This window comes from Staphylococcus sp. HMSC068C09 (assembly GCF_001813735.1).
GTDB lineage: Bacteria > Bacillota > Bacilli > Staphylococcales > Staphylococcaceae > Staphylococcus > Staphylococcus hominis.
Genome location: NZ_KV813778.1, coordinates 29,589 through 48,424 on the forward strand (window position 1 = coordinate 29,589; position 18,836 = coordinate 48,424).

The 18,836-nt window shown below is 32.1% G+C and carries 15 protein-coding genes and 1 riboswitch; of the genes, 12 read left to right on the plus strand and 3 right to left on the minus strand.

Features of this window, described 5'->3' with window-relative positions; genetic code table 11:
• The first annotated feature begins 164 nt into the window (after positions 1-164).
• The 9 genes from betB to lqo all read left to right on the plus strand — a co-directional run bounded on the left by betB (position 165) and on the right by lqo (position 12,912).
• The gene (betB, locus tag HMPREF2930_RS09670) at positions 165-1,655 is read left to right on the plus strand and encodes a betaine-aldehyde dehydrogenase (protein ID WP_017175443.1); all 1,491 of its coding nucleotides are present in this window, start codon (positions 165-167) and stop codon (positions 1,653-1,655) included.
• 136 nt (positions 1,656-1,791) lie between these two features.
• Entirely contained in the window at positions 1,792-3,498 is a 1,707-nt protein-coding gene (betA, locus tag HMPREF2930_RS09675; RefSeq protein ID WP_017175442.1) for a choline dehydrogenase, read from the plus strand.
• A gap of 129 nt (positions 3,499-3,627) precedes the next feature.
• Positions 3,628-4,809 (plus strand): amidohydrolase, encoded by a 1,182-nt coding sequence (locus HMPREF2930_RS09680; RefSeq protein ID WP_037541498.1) that lies wholly within the window; start codon positions 3,628-3,630, stop codon positions 4,807-4,809.
• 123 nt (positions 4,810-4,932) lie between these two features.
• Entirely contained in the window at positions 4,933-5,139 is a 207-nt protein-coding gene (locus HMPREF2930_RS09685) for a YozE family protein (RefSeq protein WP_017175440.1), read from the plus strand.
• A gap of 119 nt (positions 5,140-5,258) precedes the next feature.
• Positions 5,259-5,696: an antibiotic biosynthesis monooxygenase family protein gene (locus HMPREF2930_RS09690; protein ID WP_202596562.1), complete on the plus strand. Its 438-nt coding sequence runs from the start codon at positions 5,259-5,261 to the stop codon at positions 5,694-5,696.
• A 131-nt stretch (positions 5,697-5,827) separates the two neighbouring features.
• Positions 5,828-7,420 (plus strand): acyl-CoA synthetase MbcS, encoded by a 1,593-nt coding sequence (gene mbcS / locus HMPREF2930_RS09695; protein ID WP_017175438.1) that lies wholly within the window; start codon positions 5,828-5,830, stop codon positions 7,418-7,420.
• Between the two features lie 213 nt (positions 7,421-7,633).
• Positions 7,634-10,258, plus strand: coding sequence for a pyruvate, phosphate dikinase (gene ppdK / locus HMPREF2930_RS09700; protein ID WP_017175437.1), 2,625 nt, complete (start codon positions 7,634-7,636; stop codon positions 10,256-10,258).
• 6 nt (positions 10,259-10,264) lie between these two features.
• Positions 10,265-11,095: a pyruvate, water dikinase regulatory protein gene (locus tag HMPREF2930_RS09705; protein ID WP_017175436.1), complete on the plus strand. Its 831-nt coding sequence runs from the start codon at positions 10,265-10,267 to the stop codon at positions 11,093-11,095.
• Positions 11,096-11,409: 314 nt separating this feature from the next.
• Positions 11,410-12,912, plus strand: a complete 1,503-nt coding sequence (gene lqo / locus HMPREF2930_RS09710; RefSeq protein WP_002449218.1) for an L-lactate dehydrogenase (quinone) — start codon at positions 11,410-11,412, stop codon at positions 12,910-12,912.
• Positions 12,913-13,053: 141 nt separating this feature from the next.
• Here lqo and HMPREF2930_RS09715 read toward each other — a convergent pair whose 3' ends face one another.
• On the minus strand, positions 13,054-13,944 hold the full coding sequence (locus tag HMPREF2930_RS09715) for a fructose bisphosphate aldolase (protein ID WP_002449395.1): 891 nt from the start codon (positions 13,942-13,944) through the stop codon (positions 13,054-13,056).
• 175 nt (positions 13,945-14,119) lie between these two features.
• Between HMPREF2930_RS09715 and HMPREF2930_RS09720 the strand changes: the two genes are divergently transcribed.
• Both HMPREF2930_RS09720 and HMPREF2930_RS09725 read left to right on the plus strand, forming a co-directional pair.
• On the plus strand, positions 14,120-14,611 hold the full coding sequence (locus tag HMPREF2930_RS09720) for a P-loop NTPase family protein (protein WP_017175435.1): 492 nt from the start codon (positions 14,120-14,122) through the stop codon (positions 14,609-14,611).
• 192 nt (positions 14,612-14,803) lie between these two features.
• Positions 14,804-16,138: a putative glycoside hydrolase gene (locus HMPREF2930_RS09725; protein WP_017175109.1), complete on the plus strand. Its 1,335-nt coding sequence runs from the start codon at positions 14,804-14,806 to the stop codon at positions 16,136-16,138.
• Positions 16,139-16,294: 156 nt separating this feature from the next.
• Here the strand turns inward: HMPREF2930_RS09725 and HMPREF2930_RS09730 are convergent, their stop codons facing one another.
• Positions 16,295-16,918, minus strand: a complete 624-nt coding sequence (locus HMPREF2930_RS09730) for an LPXTG cell wall anchor domain-containing protein (RefSeq protein WP_017175108.1) — start codon at positions 16,916-16,918, stop codon at positions 16,295-16,297.
• 166 nt (positions 16,919-17,084) lie between these two features.
• A complete protein-coding gene (locus HMPREF2930_RS09735; protein WP_017175107.1) occupies positions 17,085-17,510 on the minus strand; it encodes a hypothetical protein in 426 nt (141 codons plus the stop codon).
• A 146-nt stretch (positions 17,511-17,656) separates the two neighbouring features.
• A riboswitch (SAM riboswitch) is annotated at positions 17,657-17,763 on the plus strand.
• 108 nt (positions 17,764-17,871) lie between these two features.
• On the opposite strand from HMPREF2930_RS09735, the gene HMPREF2930_RS09740 reads away from it, so the two are divergent.
• Positions 17,872-18,687: a MetQ/NlpA family ABC transporter substrate-binding protein gene (locus HMPREF2930_RS09740; protein ID WP_017175106.1), complete on the plus strand. Its 816-nt coding sequence runs from the start codon at positions 17,872-17,874 to the stop codon at positions 18,685-18,687.
• Positions 18,688-18,836: the final 149 nt, after the last annotated feature.

Sequence of the window (18,836 nt, forward strand, 5' to 3'; positions counted from 1 at the left end):
ATTTTTTCTTATGAGTTTCAAAAGTCAATTTTAATTTCCATAATATTTAAAATAATATAAAAAAATATATAAAGATGCTTTTTGCAATGACGTAAAAAATATGATAAGCTACTTTTGTAAAATTCGTTAAATAAAAATTTAACAAACTTAACGGAGGTAGTATGATGGAACTTGTAAAAGCATTGTCTAATCGCCAATATATCGATGGTGAATGGGTAGAGAGCGCTAACAAAAATACTAGAGATATTATTAATCCATATAATCAAGAAGTGATTTTCACTGTTACTGAAGGTACTAAGGAAGATGCAGAGCAAGCTATTTTAGCAGCACGTCGTTCATTTGAAAATGGTGAGTGGTCACAAGAAACAAGTGAAGTCAGAGGTAAAAAAGTAAGAGCAATTGCTGATAAAATTACAGAAAATCGTGATGAATTAGCCAAATTAGAAACACTAGATACTGGTAAGACATTAGAGGAATCTTATGCAGATATGGATGATATTGCAAATGTGTTTAATTATTTTGCAGGTTTGGCGGATAAAGACGGAGGAGAAATTATTGATTCTCCAATACCTAACACTGAAAGTAAACTTGTTAAAGAACCTGTAGGTGTAGTTACACAAATTACGCCTTGGAATTATCCATTATTACAAGCTTCATGGAAAATTGCACCTGCATTAGCAACTGGTTGCTCATTAGTAATGAAACCAAGTGAAATTACGCCATTAACAACAATTCGTGTATTTGAATTAATGGAAGAGGTTGGATTCCCTAAAGGGGTTATCAACCTAATATTAAGTAGTGGTGAAGAAGTAGGAGATACATTATCAGGTCATAAAGAAGTTGATTTAGTATCATTTACAGGTGGAATTGAAACTGGTAAACACATTATGAAGAATGCTGCAAATCATGTAACTAATATTGCATTAGAGCTTGGCGGAAAGAATCCAAATATTATTTTTGATGATGCTGATTTTGAATTAGCTGTAGATCAAGCATTAAATGGCGGATATTTCCATGCAGGTCAAGTTTGTTCAGCAGGTTCAAGAATTTTAGTTCATAACAATATAAAAGAAAAATTTGAAAAAGCTTTAATTGAACGTGTTGGAAAAATTAAATTAGGTAATGGATTTGATAGTGACACAGAAATGGGTCCAGTGATTTCTCCAGAACATAGAGATAAAATTGAAAAATATATGAAAGTTGCTAAAGATGATGGTGCAACAATTGCTATCGGTGGGAAACGTCCAGACGATGAAGGTTTAAAAGAAGGTTTATTCTTTGAACCAACTGTAATCACTAATTGCGATACTCATATGAGAATTGTTCAAGAAGAAGTATTTGGCCCTGTTGTTACAGTAGAAGGGTTCGATAATGAAGAAGAAGCGATTGCACTCGCAAATGATTCAATTTATGGTTTAGCAGGTGCAGTATTTTCTAAAGATATAGGAAAAGCACAACGTGTAGCTAATAAATTAAAACTAGGCACAGTTTGGATTAATGACTTCCATCCTTACTTCGCTCAAGCGCCATGGGGTGGTTATAAACAATCTGGTATTGGACGTGAGTTAGGTAAAGAAGGATTAGAAGAATACTTAATCTCTAAACATATTCTTACAAATAGAAATCCAGAACCTGTAAATTTCTTTAGTAAATAACTTTTACAATTTAACTATAAAGGACCGTAGACGTATTATTTTACGGTCCATTTATTTTGAAGAATAAAGACGTATCAAATCAAACTAAATTGTATTTAAATAGAAGATTTATATTTTTATAGGAGGACGACAATATATGAGTAAAAATCAATCATATGATTACGTAATTATTGGCGGAGGAAGCGCTGGATCAGTATTGGGAAATCGTTTGTCAGAAGATAAAAATAAAGAAGTACTTGTACTAGAAGCAGGACGTAGTGATTATCCATGGGATTTATTTATACAAATGCCTGCAGCATTGATGTTTCCTTCAGGAAATCCATTTTACGATTGGAGATACCAAACTGAAGAAGAACCGCATATGGGACGTAAGGTAGACCATGCTCGAGGTAAAGTATTAGGTGGTTCAAGTTCAATTAATGGTATGATTTATCAACGTGGTAATCCAATGGATTATGAAGGCTGGGCTAAACCAGAAGGAATGGAAACTTGGGACTTTGCACATTGTTTACCTTATTTTAAAAAACTAGAAAAAACATTTGGAGCTGCACCATATGATAAATATAGAGGACATGACGGTCCGATTAAATTAAAACGTGGACCAGCCACAAATCCATTATTTAAATCATTCTTCGATGCAGGTGTTGAAGCAGGTTATCATAAAACAAACGACGTCAATGGATATAGACAAGAAGGCTTTGGTCCATTTGATAGTCAAGTACATAATGGCCGTCGTGTTTCAGCTTCACGTGCCTATTTACGTCCTGCAATGAAGCGTAAAAATTTAACAGTTAAAACACGTGCATTTGTTACTAAAATACATTTTGAAGGTAAGAAAGCTACAGGTGTAACGTTTAAACGTAATGGTAAACTTCATACTGTGAATGCCGGTGAAGTAATTCTTTCAGGTGGTGCATTTAATACACCTCAGTTATTGCAATTGTCTGGTATCGGTGATTCTGAATTCTTAAAATCTAAAGGTATAGAACCACGCATGCACTTACCTGGTGTTGGAGAAAACTTCGAAGACCATTTAGAAGTATATATTCAACATAAATGTAAGCAGCCTGTTTCATTACAACCAAGCTTAGATGTAAAACGTATGCCTTGGATTGGATTACAATGGATATTTGCACGTAAAGGTGCAGCAGCTTCAAACCACTTTGAAGGTGGTGCTTTTGTTAGATCTAACAATCAAGTTGCATATCCAAATTTAATGTTCCATTTCTTGCCAATTGCTGTAAGATATGATGGTCAAAAAGCACCGGTGGCGCATGGATATCAAGTACATGTTGGTCCTATGTATTCAAATTCACGTGGTAGTTTAAAAATTAAATCAAAAGATCCATTTGAAAAACCAAGTATTGTATTCAATTATTTATCAACAAAAGAAGATAAACAAGAATGGGTTGAAGCAATTCGAGTAGCACGTAATATTTTATCTCAACCTGCAATGGATCCATATAATGGTGGTGAAATCTCACCAGGACCATCTGTACAAACAGATGAAGAAATTCTTGATTGGGTACGTAAAGATGGCGAAACTGCTTTACATCCTTCTTGTAGTGCTAAAATGGGGCCAGCGTCAGATCCGATGGCAGTTGTAGATCCATTAACTATGAAAGTACATGGCATGGAAAATTTACGTGTTGTTGATGCATCTGCTATGCCTCGCACTACTAATGGTAATATTCATGCACCAGTTTTAATGCTCGCTGAAAAAGCAGCTGATATCATTCGTGGTAAAAAACCATTAGAACCACAATATGTTGATTACTATAAACATGGTGTTAGTGACGAGAATGCTGGAGCAATGGAATTCGATCCATACTATAAACATTAATAAGATAGTTATATGAAATAAGGGTTGGAATCAAAGATGATTCTAACCTTTTTATTTTAAATATCCTCTTCTACAACATTTTTAATACGTAAAGGCATATAATGAATGACAGAGAAGGAGTGATATGAAATGATTAAAGATTTAGTGCAACGTTTACAAGATAAGGAAAAGCGTATGATCGAGATTCGAAGACATTTACATGAATATCCTGAGTTATCATTTCATGAAACTGAGACACCCAAATATATTGCTAATTTTTATAAAGATAAAGAGTGTAAGGTAGAAACAAATATAGGACAAAATGGTGTAAAAGTAACGATAGATAGTGGTAAACCTGGGAAAACGATTGCTATTCGAGCAGATTTTGATGCGCTTCCCATTCAAGAAGATACTGGTTTATCATTTGCTTCTAAAAACGAGGGAGTCATGCATGCGTGTGGACATGATGCACATACAGCATATATGCTTATTTTGGCAGAAACATTGATAGAAATGAAATCTCAGTTCAGTGGCAAAGTAATTGTTATTCATCAACCCGCTGAAGAAATGCCACCTGGTGGAGCTAAAGGTATGATTGAAGATGGCGTATTGGATGGCGTTGATCATGTTTTAGGCACCCATGTGATGACTAATATGGCTCCTGGTAAAGTCTATTATCATAAGGGTAACGTTCAAACAGGACGTTCTTACTTTAAATTAATTGTAAAAGGTGAAGGAGGACATGGTTCTTCTCCGCATACTTCAAATGATGCGATTGTAGCGGGAGCTAATTTCGTTACTACCGCTCAAACAGTGGTCTCACGTCGCCTTAATCCCTTTGAAACGGGTGTCGTCACAATTGGATCATTTGATGGTAAAGGTCAATTTAATGTGATTAAAGATAAAATAACCATTGAAGGTGACGTTCGCGCTTTGACAGATGCTACACGCGATCGTATTGAAACGGCTTTAAAACAAATGGTTCATGGTTTGGAAGAAACATTTGGTGTAAATTGTGAATTTACATTTAGTAAAGATTATCCTGCATTGTATAATGATCTTGACTTTACTGAATATGTTGCAGAAACCATTAACCAAGCAAAATTAGCTGATGTTAAAGGCATAGAAGTATGCGAACCTCAACCGCCATCTGAAGACTTCGCTTTTTATGCTAAAACATTGCCAAGTACTTTTATATATTCTGGAGCAAAACCGAGAGAGGGTAAAGCATATCCACATCATCATCCTAAATTTACGATTGATGAGTCAAGTATGTTAGTTGCAGCAGAAGCAGTAGGTGCAGTAGTATTAAACTATTTAACTATTGAATAAGCAGTCAAAATATATATTTAAGCAATAATTCTACATTTTTAAAGTAGAAGTCAAGTGTATACTCTAGTATTAAAGAATTTGTCATGATAGTATTATCCTATATTTAGATATTGGGGTGAGTTGATGAGTTTTTATGATTTTATGCAAGGATTTATTGATGATAAGACCCCATTAGGTGAACTTGCATCATGGATAAATCAAGACCAAAATTTTCCAAAACATGAATATCTTGCTGAAAATATACTTGATTACTTTTCTAAGACGTCGATGTTGGATCATGAATTCTTAGAAATTGTTAAACGTTCCCTTTCATTATATGAAGGAAGATAGAGATGAATAGCAGAATTAAAAATGATAGCTTAAAGCTAGTTAAGAAATGAAGGAACTAAGAAGTGACTTTAACTGATAGTTATAAAACATATGTAATAGAAGAAAAAGAAGAACGGACTATGTCTATCGAAAAAAATAATGATGTTCAATTATATACAGTACTTGAGTCAATAAACGAGTTAACAAACGATTCAATATGTGTTTTGAATCACTTGTTTGTTAATGAAGGTAATGAACCTCAATTTGAATCTAAATTTTTAGAGCGCACTAAATATTTACAAGATGTGCCAGGATTCAAAGCTTTACGTTTTTTACGTCCTCAAACTAAGCATCGTCATTATATTATTTTGACGTTATGGAAAGATCGACAATCGTTCTATGATTGGCAAAGTTCAGCCGCTTATGATAAAACGCATAAAAAAAGAGGCACTAAACAAGGTGTCGATAATAAAATAGTTAATCGCGATTTATCTTATAATGTAAGAATAGAACTTGCTAATTTAGAAACGAATGTTGATATAGATAATATATTTAATATTCAAAGATTAAGTTTCTAAAAAAGTAATATACTGGTATAGAAACTTAATCTTTTTTATATTTAAAACAAATACCGCATAGGATTGCGTGAAATTAAGATGTGTGATTTTATGAACGATGAAAACTTAAAAATTGGAAGGAAAATAAAGTAATGAATCATTTAAATTTATTAGCACCAGAGACATATAATATTGTATCTGAAATAGAAAAACATGCTTCAAATCAAAGTAAACAAGCAATTATTTATGAAAACGGTGTAGAAGAACCCATTAGTGTTACATACTCTGAATTAATTAAAAACGCTAATAAAGTAGGACATGTATTATTAAACCATGGACTAAAAAAAGGCGATAAAGTGTTAATCATGATGCCACGTGCTATCATCACGTATGAACTTTATATTGCAGCATTAAAATTAGGTATTGCAATTATCCCAAGTTCTGAAATGTTAAGAACAAAGGATTTACAATATCGTATTACGCATGGAGAAATTAATGCAGTTATTGTATTAGCTGATTTTATAGAAGAATTTAGAGATATTGAAGAATATAACGAATTAACAAAATTTGTGATTAACGGAAATCAAGAGAATTGGATTAGTATTGAAGATGAAAAAGCAAAGCAAAGTGATAAATTAGACATAGCCAATACAACAAGAGATGATGTTGCTATTTTATCTTACACTTCTGGAACTACAGGTAATCCAAAAGCTGTTACACATTCTCATGGTTGGGGATATGCTCATATGAAAATGGCACCTGAACATTGGTTAGCTATAAAAGAAGATGACTTAGTGTGGGCAACAGCTGCACCTGGTTGGCAAAAATGGGTATGGAGTCCATTCCTATCTATTATGGGATCAGGAGCGACAGCATTTGTGTATAATGGTAAATTTAATCCTTCCCGTTATTTATCACTATTACAAAACTTTAAAATTAATGTGCTTTGCTGTACACCAACAGAATACCGTATGATGGCAAAATTAGATAACTTAGATCAATACAATTTAGATCATTTACACAGTGCAGTATCTGCAGGGGAACCATTAAATAGAGAAGTAGTTGAACAATTCCGTAAACATTTTAATTTAACAGTGCGTGACGGATATGGACAAACAGAAAGTACGTTACTAATTGGTTTCTTAAAAGATACAGAACCACGTCCTGGTTCTATGGGTAAAGCTATTCCGGGTAGTCGTGTAGCAGTTGTTGATGATGATGGAAACAAAGTGGATACAAATGTAAAAGGTAATATAGCATTACCACTTGATTTCCCTGGATTATTTAAAGGTTACTTTAAAGATGAGAAACGTACAAAAGAGGCACATGCAGGAGATTATTACATTACTGGAGATTTAGCACATATCGACGAAGATGGCTATTTCTGGTTTGAAGGTCGCCGTGACGATATTATTATTAGTTCTGGTTATACTATTGGACCTTTCGAAGTTGAAGATGCACTCACAAATCATGAAGCGGTAAAAGAATGTGCAGTTGTAGCAAGTCCACATCCAATTCGTGGCAATATTGTTAAAGCATTTATTATTTTAAAAGAGGGCTATAAACCAAGTGATGATTTAGTGAAAGAGTTACAAACTTTCTCTAAAAAAGTAGTCGCACCATATAAATATCCACGTGCGATTGAATTTGTAGAAGATTTACCAAAAACAAACTCTGGCAAAATTCGTCGTGTTGAATTACGCGATGCTGAACGCACAAAATATAACAACGCTCAAAATAAATAATCATATTCACCACACTGATAAATTAGTATGTCACTAATTTATCAGTGTTTTTTTATGATGAGAATACTGATGTATCAGATAACATGAATATTGAAAATTTGTCTATATTTAGAAAAATTAAAAATAAAGATAATTTTAATTGTATTTCACGTGTTATTATGACATACTTTTAAATAATTAGTATGACATAATAAAAATTTGAGGTGATTTATAATGACTAAATATATTTATGCGTTTGATGAAGGACAAAAATCAATGAGAGATGTATTGGGAGGTAAAGGAGCTAATCTATCTGAAATGAAACGCTTAGGTTTACCTGTACCAGATGGTTTCACCATTACCACAACAGCATGTATTGAGTATTTAAAACAAGGTAAGTCATTATCTACTGACATCAAAACAGAATTAATTGATCACTTGGCTTCATTTTCAGAGAGAACCGGAAAAATATTCTCTTCTGATACTAATTTATTACTTGTTTCTGTAAGAAGTGGTGCAAAAATTTCTATGCCAGGAATGATGGATACAATATTAAACTTGGGCTTAAATGATGAGAATGTAGAAAAATTAGCTAAAAAAACTGGGGATAAACGTTTTGCTTATGACTGTTATCGTCGTTTATTACAAATGTTTGGTGAAGTCGTATATAGTGTACCTATGCAAGCATTTGATACATATTTCGAACAGTATAAAAAACAACATCATTTTGAGAATGACGCTGCCATTAGTGCAGAGGGTTTAAAAGAAATTTGTAAGCGCTTTAAGGAAATATATGTAGAAGAAGTACATAAACCTTTCCCACAAGAGCCTTTGAAACAACTGGAAGAAGCTATAGAAGCTGTATTTAAATCTTGGGATAATGATCGTGCTCGTATTTACCGAGATTTAAATGATATTCCACATGACATCGGCACAGCAGTAAATATCCAAGAAATGGTTTTCGGTAATAGTGGAGATAATAGTGGAACAGGTGTTGCTTTTACGCGTAATCCAGTGACTGGCGAAAATAAATTATTTGGTGAATATTTACTTAATGCACAAGGAGAAGATGTTGTTGCTGGTATTCGTACACCTAAAGATATCTCAACATTACATGATCAAATGCCAGAGGTTCATCAAGCATTTGTAGATGTGACAAAACAATTAGAAAAACACTATAAAGATATGCAAGATATTGAATTTACAATTGAAAATGGACAATTATATTTACTCCAAACTCGTAATGGTAAACGTACAGCACGTGCAGCTATTCAAATTGCTGTAGATTTAGTGAATGAAGGTATTATTACTAAAAAAGAAGCAATGAAAAAAGTTGAAGTAAAATCAATTGATCAACTGTTGCATCCTAATTTCGATGAGTCTTCATTAAAAGAAGCAACAGTTGTATCTAAAATGGGATTACCTGCGAGTCCAGGTGCTGCAACAGGTCAAATTGTATTTACTGCTGAAGAGGCGAAAGCACAATCAGATCAAGGTAAAAAAGTGATCTTGATGAGACCAGAAACGTCTCCTGAAGATATTGAAGGTATGATTGCAAGTGAAGCGATTGTAACCACACATGGTGGCATGACGTCTCATGCAGCAGTTGTAGCTCGTGGAATGGGTAAATGTTGTGTGACAGGATGTTCTGATTTAGAAATTAATACGAGTGCTAAGACGGTATACTATGGCAATCAAACACTACATGAAGGAGATATGGTTTCAGTTGATGGTTCAGAAGGTGACATTTATTTAGGTGAGATTAAAACAGTCAATGCTGAGCATAGCGAGTCATTCAATCAATTTATGGAGTGGTCAGAAAAGACAGCTCGTTTAAAAGTACGTATGAATGCAGAAACACCTCAAGATATTAAAGTGGGTTACCAATTTGGTGCTAAAGGCATCGGATTAGTACGTACAGAGCATATGTTCTTTGGGGCTGAGCGACTAGTAGAGATGAGACGTTTCATCTTATCATCCTCTCGTGAAGACCGTCTCGAAGCACTTAATCATATTAAACAATATCAAGTAGAAGACTTTAAAGAAATTTTTAAATTATCAGGTGAACATCCTACAATAGTACGTTTACTTGATCCGCCATTGCATGAGTTCTTACCACATTCTGAAGAGGATATTGCGAATGTTGCGAAGCAATTAAATATTTCAAAGGAAACATTAGATAAACGCATTGTGGATTTAAACGAAGTGAATCCAATGCTTGGACATCGTGGTTGTCGTTTAGCCATCACATACCCTGAGTTATATGAAATGCAAGTAGAAGCGATTATTGAAAGTGTATTTAAATTAAAAGAAGAAGGCATTCAGTGTAAACCAGAAATTATGATTCCGTTAGTGTCTACAGTCGAAGAATTTACTACTTTAAAAGAAAACCTTGTTAAGACTATTGATCAATTAGAAAAACAACATCAAGAAAGCGTAGATTACTCAATGGGAACAATGATCGAAACGCCTCGTGCATGTCTTATTTCAGACGAATTAGCAAAATATTGTGATTTCTTCAGCTTTGGTACGAACGATTTAACACAATTGTCATTTGGTTTTTCTAGAGATGATGCAGGGAAGTTTATAAATGTGTATACTGAAAGAAATATATTGAAACTTGACCCGTTCCAAACATTAGATGAAGATGGCGTTGGAAAACTAATTGAAATGGCAGTTAAACAGGCAAAGAAAGTGAACGAAAATATTAAGATTGGTGTATGTGGTGAATTAGGTGGAGATGCAAAATCTATTCATTATTTCAATCACTTACCAATTGATTATGTATCATGTTCACCATTCCGAATTCCAGGAGCAATTTTAGCGACTGCTCAGAGTCAAGTGGAGGAAAGTGAGTAATCAAAAATGAATGAAGTCGAGTCACAAGCACATAATTTAAAATTATTTATTGTTTCAGATTCAATTGGAGAAACTGCTCAACGTATGATTCATGCAACTTTAACCCAGTTTCCAGATTTAAATAATGTAGAAATAAAAAAATTTCCTTATATTAAAGATGAGGAAGAATTTTTAAATATATTAAATTTAGCGAAAGAACACCACGCAATAGTAGCTACGACATTAGTAAGTGAATCATTTAATGCACTTGGTCACGAATTTGCTAGAGAACATCATATCCCATATGTAGATTATATGTCAGATTTAATTAGCATTATTGAACACGTGACAGGTGAAAAACCATTGATGGAAAGTGGTGCGTTAAGAAAGTTAAATGAAGCTTATTTTAAGCGTATTGAAGCGATTGAATATTCAGTTAAATATGATGATGGTAAGCATTTTTCTGATATAGGCGAAGCGGATGCGTTGATTGTAGGGGTATCACGTACTTCAAAGACACCATTAAGTATGTATTTAGCGAATAAAGGCTACAAAATAGCAAACATTCCTTTAGTACCTGAAGTTAGTATTCCAGACAGTGTTTTTAAGCAAAAAGGGTTACAAGTATTTGGATTAACTGCAAGTCCACAGTATATTGCAAATATACGAAAAAGTCGTGCTGAAACATTAGGTTTGTCGAAAGAGTCTCAATATAATAATTTAAATCGTATAAAAGAAGAACTCAGTTATGCAGAAGAAGTATTTAAAAAATTAAATGCTACAGTGATTAATACTGAGTATAAATCAATTGAAGAATCAGCTTTTTATATTGAAAAGTTTTTACAAAATAATAAATAATCATTATATAAGGTTGTAAGTAAATCATTAAGTGATTGTAATGACATCATGTTATAATAAAACTTTGATCATTCAACTATTCTTACTATTTAACTTATATTGATAAATTTTTTGCTTAATTTAATGATAATGAATTCATTAATTCGAATATTTAAGTTTTTCTGATTTACAATTGACTATATTTGTTTTAACATAGTAATGAAAGACTTAACACATTACTAAAACAATATATTGATTACTAGATATTAGGGAAACAAGAGCAACAGGTAATTATAATATATTGTGAAACATAATTTTTGGAGAGGTGTACAAACATGACAGAATCAAAAGATATGATTATTGTCGGTGCTGGTGTAATTAGTACAACAGTTGCATCTATGTTCAATGAACTTGTACCTAACTGGAACATCGATCTTTATGAACGTTTAGATCGTCCAGGTATCGAAAGTTCAAATGAACGTAACAATGCTGGTACTGGTCACGCTGCATTATGTGAATTAAACTATACTGTAAGACAACCAGATGGTACGATTGACATTGAAAAAGCAAAAGAAATTAACGAACAATTTGAAATTTCTAAACAATTTTGGGGTCATTTAGTAGAATCAGGACAAATTAAAGATCCTAGAGATTTCATTCATCCTTTACCACATATCAGTTTCGTACGTGGTAAAAACAACGTTCAATTCTTAAAAGAACGTTACGAAAAAATGAAAGATTTCCCTATGTTCGATGATATCGAATACACTGAAGACATCGAAGTAATGAGAAAATGGATTCCATTAATGATGCAAGGTCGTTTCGATGATGGCTTAATGGCTGCTAGTAAAATCGACGAAGGTACTGACGTTAACTACGGTGAATTAACTCGTAAAATGGCACATAACTTACAAAACGACGATTCAAACGTAAACGTCAACTATAATCATGAAGTACAAGACTTCAAACGTTTATCTAACGGTAAATGGCAAGTTAAAATTAAAGATTTAGCTAACAATAAAGTCTTTACTAAAGAAGCTGACCATGTATTCATCGGTGCTGGTGGTGGATCTATTCCATTATTACAAAAAACTGGTATCGAAGAAGGTAAACATATCGGTGGTTTCCCAATCATTGGTCAATTTATCGCTTGTACAAATCCAGAAGTTATCGAACAACATGATGCGAAAGTTTATGGTAAAGAGCCACCTGGCACACCACCAATGACTGTTCCTCACTTAGATACTCGTTATATCGATGGTGAAAGAACATTATTATTCGGACCATTCGCAAATGTTGGCCCTAAATTCTTAATTCACGGTTCTAACTTAGATTTATTCAAATCAGTTAAACCACACAATATCACTACGTTATTAGCTGCAGCAGTTAAGAATATGTCATTACTTAAATATTCATTTGACCAAATCATCATGACTAAAGAAGGTTGTATGAACCACTTACGTACGTTCTACCCTGAAGCTCGTGATGAAGATTGGCAAGTATATACTGCTGGTACACGTGTACAAGTTATTAAAGATGATGAAAAAGAAGGTAAAGGATTCATCCAATTCGGTACAGAAGTGGTTGACTCTAAAGACCACTCTATCATTGCTTTACTTGGTGAATCACCAGGGGCTTCTACATCAGTTTCAGTAGCGTTAGAAGTTATCGAAAGAAACTTCGAACAATATTTAGATGAATGGAAACCAAAAATCAAAAAAATGATTCCTTCATATGGTGAATCATTAATTCATGATGTTGACTTAATGAGAAAAACTCGTCGTTTAACATCTAAACAATTAGAATTAGGTTTCTATGAAAATACTAATGCTAAATAAGAAAAATTAGAAAACTGTTAACAGGACATCACGTTCTGTTAACAGTTTTTTTATTAAATAAATTTAATGGTTATAACTGCTTAAAAACATGAAAAAAGTGATGAGCACGTGACTCATCACTTTTAAATAAAAATCTGACTATTAATTTTTATTTACTGAAGCATCGTAGATTGAATCTACTGCATCGCCTAAAGCTTTATCAAATTCTTCTTTTGATTGGCCTGCACGTAAATCACTTGCTAATGCACGTGAGAAGCTTGCAATTAATTCATCATTGTCTTTTAATAATTTGTTTGCTTCGTCTCTGCTGTAGCCACCAGATAATACAACAACACGAACAACATTTGGATGATCAGCTAATTCTTTGTATAAGTTAGCTTTAGTAGGGATAGTTAATTTTAGCATTACTAATTGATCATCATTTAAAGAATCTAAGCCTTTTTTAAGTTCAGCTTTTAATACTTCTTCGATTTCAGCTTTGTCTTTAGCGTTAATGTTTACTTCAGGTTCAATGATAGGTACTAAACCTTTAGCAATGATTTTTTTAGCAATTTCAAATTGTTGTTCAACAACGTCTTTGATACCTTGTTCATTTAATTCTAAGATGTTAGAACGCATTTTAGTACCGAAGATATGACGTTCAACTGCACGGTCTAAAGTTTCATCTAAGTTGTCGATAGGTTTCATTAATTGGACACCATTTTGCTCTTCAGCTAAACCTTTGTCGACTTTTAAGAAAGGAACGACACCTTTATCAGCTAAGTAGTCACCAGTATATTTACCTTCAACTTCACGATCCATAGTTTGTTCAAATAGAATCGCACCTAAAATTTTATCTGAAGTAAATGAAGGTGAAGTGACAACACGTGTACGCATATCATGTACAAGTTGGAACATTTCGTCATCATTGCTGTATTGATCTTCGTTTACACCATATTCTTTTAATGCTTTTGGAGTACTACCACCACTTTGGTCTAATGCAGCGATGAATCCTTTCCCATGACTTACTTTTTCTAATTGTTCTTTATTCATTATGCCTTTCACTCCTTTAATAAACTTTCAATATCATTATCGTAAAAAATAATAATATTCTCAAGTATAAAGTAATTAATTATTGAAATTTCTTAATTAACAATTTACAATTTTATGAAATTACCGTATTTATACATTTAATGTAAACATTCAAACATATTCAAAGGGGATTGTTATGAAACAACGTATATTAATTATTGGTAGCCCTGGTTCTGGAAAATCAACATTGGCATATCAACTACATTTAAAATATCAACTGCCACTTTACCATATTGATCAAATTCAATGGCTTAATAATAAAAACGTCATTACTTTTGAAGAATTAAAACAAAAACTTGAATCTATTGTAGTAAAAGAGGAATGGATTATTGATGGAAATTATTCTAGTACACTTAGTATGAGATTAAAATATGCAACTAAAGTCATATGGATTAAAGAACCAAGAGTAAAATGTATACTTAGAGTAATCAAGCGTTACATATATTCACTATTTAACAGAGAACATATCGGAGGAAATCCTAAAACATTAAGTTTTGAATTTATTAAGTATATTTGGGATTTTCCTAAAAATAATGAGCAATTTATCATGCAACAAATGAAAAGATCAATACCAAATGTTCAGTGGATCATCGATGATTCTAAAGCATTATCTTTACGTTTTCTTTAAAATTTTAATATATGTAAATATTAAATAGAATATTTTATAAAACTTTAGTGTATCGTATATTTTTTGTTAAAATATGCTATTCTAAAGTAAGTTAAGTTCTTATTAATTGAAGTTAGTCTTTATTTTTAAATCGTTTATATATGATAACTAAGTTCTTAATTAATACTTATATACTTTCTTGGAGGAACAGTAATGAAGAAAAATAAAATTTTTGCTGTATTAACAACAAGTGCTCTATTATTGGCGGCTTGTAGTAATGGAGATAATGCATCTGATAGTGGACAAAAAGATGGAAATCAGAAAAATGAGCAATCTAGTAATAAAAGTGGTAATAGTCAAAGTGATGCATTGAAAAAGAATAATGATAAAAATACAAATGAAAATAAAGTAGAGTATCCTAAAGATGGTGTTAAAGGGATTTATGTAACAAGTAATTCTACACAGGGTGCTAAAATGGATGAGTTAGTTAAATTCATCAAAGATTCTAATTTAAATACCATGGTTATCGATGTGAAAGATGATACAGGTAACATTACTATGAAATTAAATACAGGCAATAAACAAGTGGATAAAAATACGCTTGATATTGTAGATGGTAAAAAATTATTAAAAAAACTACATGATAATAATATTTATCCAATTGCACGTATTGTGACATTTAAAGATACAAAATTAGCAAATGAACACCCTGAATGGACATTCAAAAATAGTGATGGTTCTGTTTGGACAAATGGTAAAGGGGATAGCTTTGTTAATCCATTTATGAAGGAAGTATGGAAGTATGATATTGATGTTGCAAAAGCAGCTGCAAAAGCAGGCTTCCAAGATATTCAATTTGACTATGTACGCTTCCCAGAAGGATTTGAAAATCAAGCAGATAGCTTAACTTATAATAAAGGTGAATATAAAAATAGTCAGATGAGTTCAGGCGATCAACGTGTGGATACAATTACTAAATTCTTAGAATACGCAAATAAAGAATTAAAACCAATGGGAGTTAATGTGTCAGCTGATGTATTTGGTTATTCTGCATTAGTTGAAAATGCACCTGGTATTGGTCAAAGCTTCCCTAAAATTTCTAAAAATGTAGATGCCATTTCATCAATGATTTATCCATCTCATTGGAGTAATGGAGATTTCGGTTTACAAGCACCAGATACTGAGCCATATAAAACAGTTAATCGCTATATTCAAAAAGAAAATAGTTTATTAGATACATTAGGTAAAGATAAGCCTATTTCAAGACCATGGATTCAAGACTTTACCGCTTCATATTTAGGGGCTGGTAATTATATTGATTATGATGCAAAAGCGATATCTGAAGAAGTTCAAGCTTTAAAAGATAACGGTGTGAATGAGTTCTTATTATGGAATGCAGGTAATGATTATACAGAAGGTGTTAATTATAATCCAAAAAAAGGCAATGCTAAAGAACAAGACCCTGAAGGTGTAGAACAAACTAAAAACAAAGATGATCAACATTCTGATAGTCAAGATAATGAACAAGCGGATAATAAAAATAAATAATATAGAGACAGTTTCTTGTATATTAATTTAGTATGGAAATGATTTATCTTGTAGAACTATTTAAACGAAATCATGATTAAACAAAAGGAGTGAGTCAGAATTCATTTTGAATTTGTTGACTCACTCCTTTTTTATTTATTAAAAATGTTTAGTAGATCAATAAGAATGACTATGATGTTTTCGTTTAAGTAATAATGAAGTTCCCATAACTAATAGAAGTGAGGCTAAAAGTTGAGTTGAGTGTTGTTGTGTATCGTCTCCAGTACTTGGGAGTGTTTTAACAGAAGATTGTGATGTTTGAGTATTTTTAAGTGACTTAGAGGATGGCACCTCAGAAGAAGCAACTGTTCCTACATAATAACGATTGAGTTCACGTGCACAATCAACAGAATTAACTTGTTTATCATTAGAAGAGGAAGGTGTTTTAGCAGCTTTAGCGATACCTGATTCTGCATGAATACGTGTATCTTGAAGTTGATTAAAGTCACTATATGTACCATTTTTGTACTCAACTTCGCCATTTTTATAAACTTTATACATTCCACTGCCTTCATTTAATCTATTATGACTTATAATTTCAAAGTATGCGCCTTTGTCAACAGTACGACCAAGTCGTTGTAGATTTGGATTACCTCCACTATTAGATAATGCATCTGTAGCAATTTGTTTAGCGTTTTCTTTAGTCACTAAGTCAGCAGTATGTGCTTCTACAGATTGAGTCGTTGTAAGTAGCATTGTACTTGTTAAAAGTGTAGATGCGATGAAAGATACTTTCTTCATAATGAAAACCCCATTTCATTCATGATCAATTACAACTAGAGTGTAGCATTTGAATAGATCAGAAACAGGGTTTTAAAAAAAATCATAATAAATCTTTAACTTAACTTAAAGAATAAATGTTTTGTAAACATTAAATCAATATTTATCACATAATTTATATAAGGTATTAATATTTCTTTTTAGAAAAATATGAAATGGAACAAGCCATTAAAATCATAAAAATAATATGAGCAATCATCCATAAACCGTATTCTGTCCAGTTAAAGTGAAAGAATGAACGCTTTGCCATAGCGATGAGTGACGGATAAAGAGAGGCAAAAACAATCATTAATAAGACATAACTTAGTTTATATAATGGTTTAAAGACATGATAAATAAGTAAGAAAATAAAATATATTAACCATCCTATAAAAATATGAATGGCTAGTTCTAATAATAATGGCATTTTGCTTGGGTCAATTAAGAAATCAATATTAATTAACAATAAAGTAAGATGAGTCGATTGAACTAAGACATCCATTATAGCCATTGTAATTAATAAGATGATACTTATAACTAAAGCACTAAGACAATGATAAAAATAATAGATCATAATTTCCCTCCTTCTTATATACATAGTATAAGAATATTCCCTGAAATATTTGGTTTAACACTTTTTGAATTTTTAGAATATTAAAAAAACATATTGACCAACGTTTAAATCAATGATAAGTTATTAATAATTCAATAATCTATTAACTCTTATCAAGAGTGGTGGAGGGATGTGCCCTACGAAACCCAGCAACCGTCATGGTATGACATGGTGCTAATTCACATAAAGTTAATCATACTTTAGAAGATGAGAGAAAGTGTATCGATGCTTTCTCTTAATAGTAGAAAGTATTTTTTTATGTCTTTACATATCTAGTAAGAGTAAATGAGAGTTGAAAATTTATAAAAAGGTGTCAATACATATGAAAAAATTAATAGGTATGATCAGTATTGTATTAGTAATTATTACGCTAACGGCTTGTGGAAATCAGAAAGAAGATAATAAAAAAATTACCGTAGCAGCGTCGCCAGCACCTCATGGTGATGTGTTGAAAAAAGCTAAAGAAGAAATGAAGAAAAAAGGATATGATTTAGAAGTCAAAGAAGTTAATGATTATAAGGTGCCTAATAAATTATTAGATAAAGGCGATGTTGATGCGAACTTCTTCCAACACGTTCCATACTTGAATGCTGAAAAGAAAAGTCATGGTTATAAAATTGAAGAATTAGGTAAAGTGTTTACAACGCCTATGGGTGTATATAGTAAAAAATATAAAAATTTAAAAGACATTCCAGATGGATCGACGATTTACGTTTCTAATAATCCTGCAGAAGAAGGACGTTTTCTATCTTTCTTTGTTAATGAAGGATTAATTAAATTAAAAAAAGGCGTTAAAATTGAAAATGCAAAATTTGAAGATATTGCTGAAAATAAAAAACACTTGAAATTTAACCATCAACAAGGGGCAGAGTTTTTACCAAAAACATATGAGAATGGTGAAGGAGCTGCAGTAATTATAAATTCAAACTATGCGCTTGATAATGGTTTAAAACCGTCTAAAGATGCTATTGTTATGGAAGGTAAATCATCACCATTTGCGAATACGATTGCCGTGCAAGAAGGTCATAAAAATGATGAAAAATTCCAAACATTATTAAAAGTTATGCAATCTAAAGAAATCAAAGCCTATATTAAAAAAGAATATGGCGATGATGTTATTCCATACGAAAACAAATAAGTCATAAAAGGTCTCTATTAGAGGCCTTTTATGATTTATATTTATCATTGTTTAAAAGATAGAAACAATATATTTTAATTTTTCTGAAAATATTTACAAATCTGACAATTATTAGTAAGATATTGATTATTATCACAAGAATTGAAGTC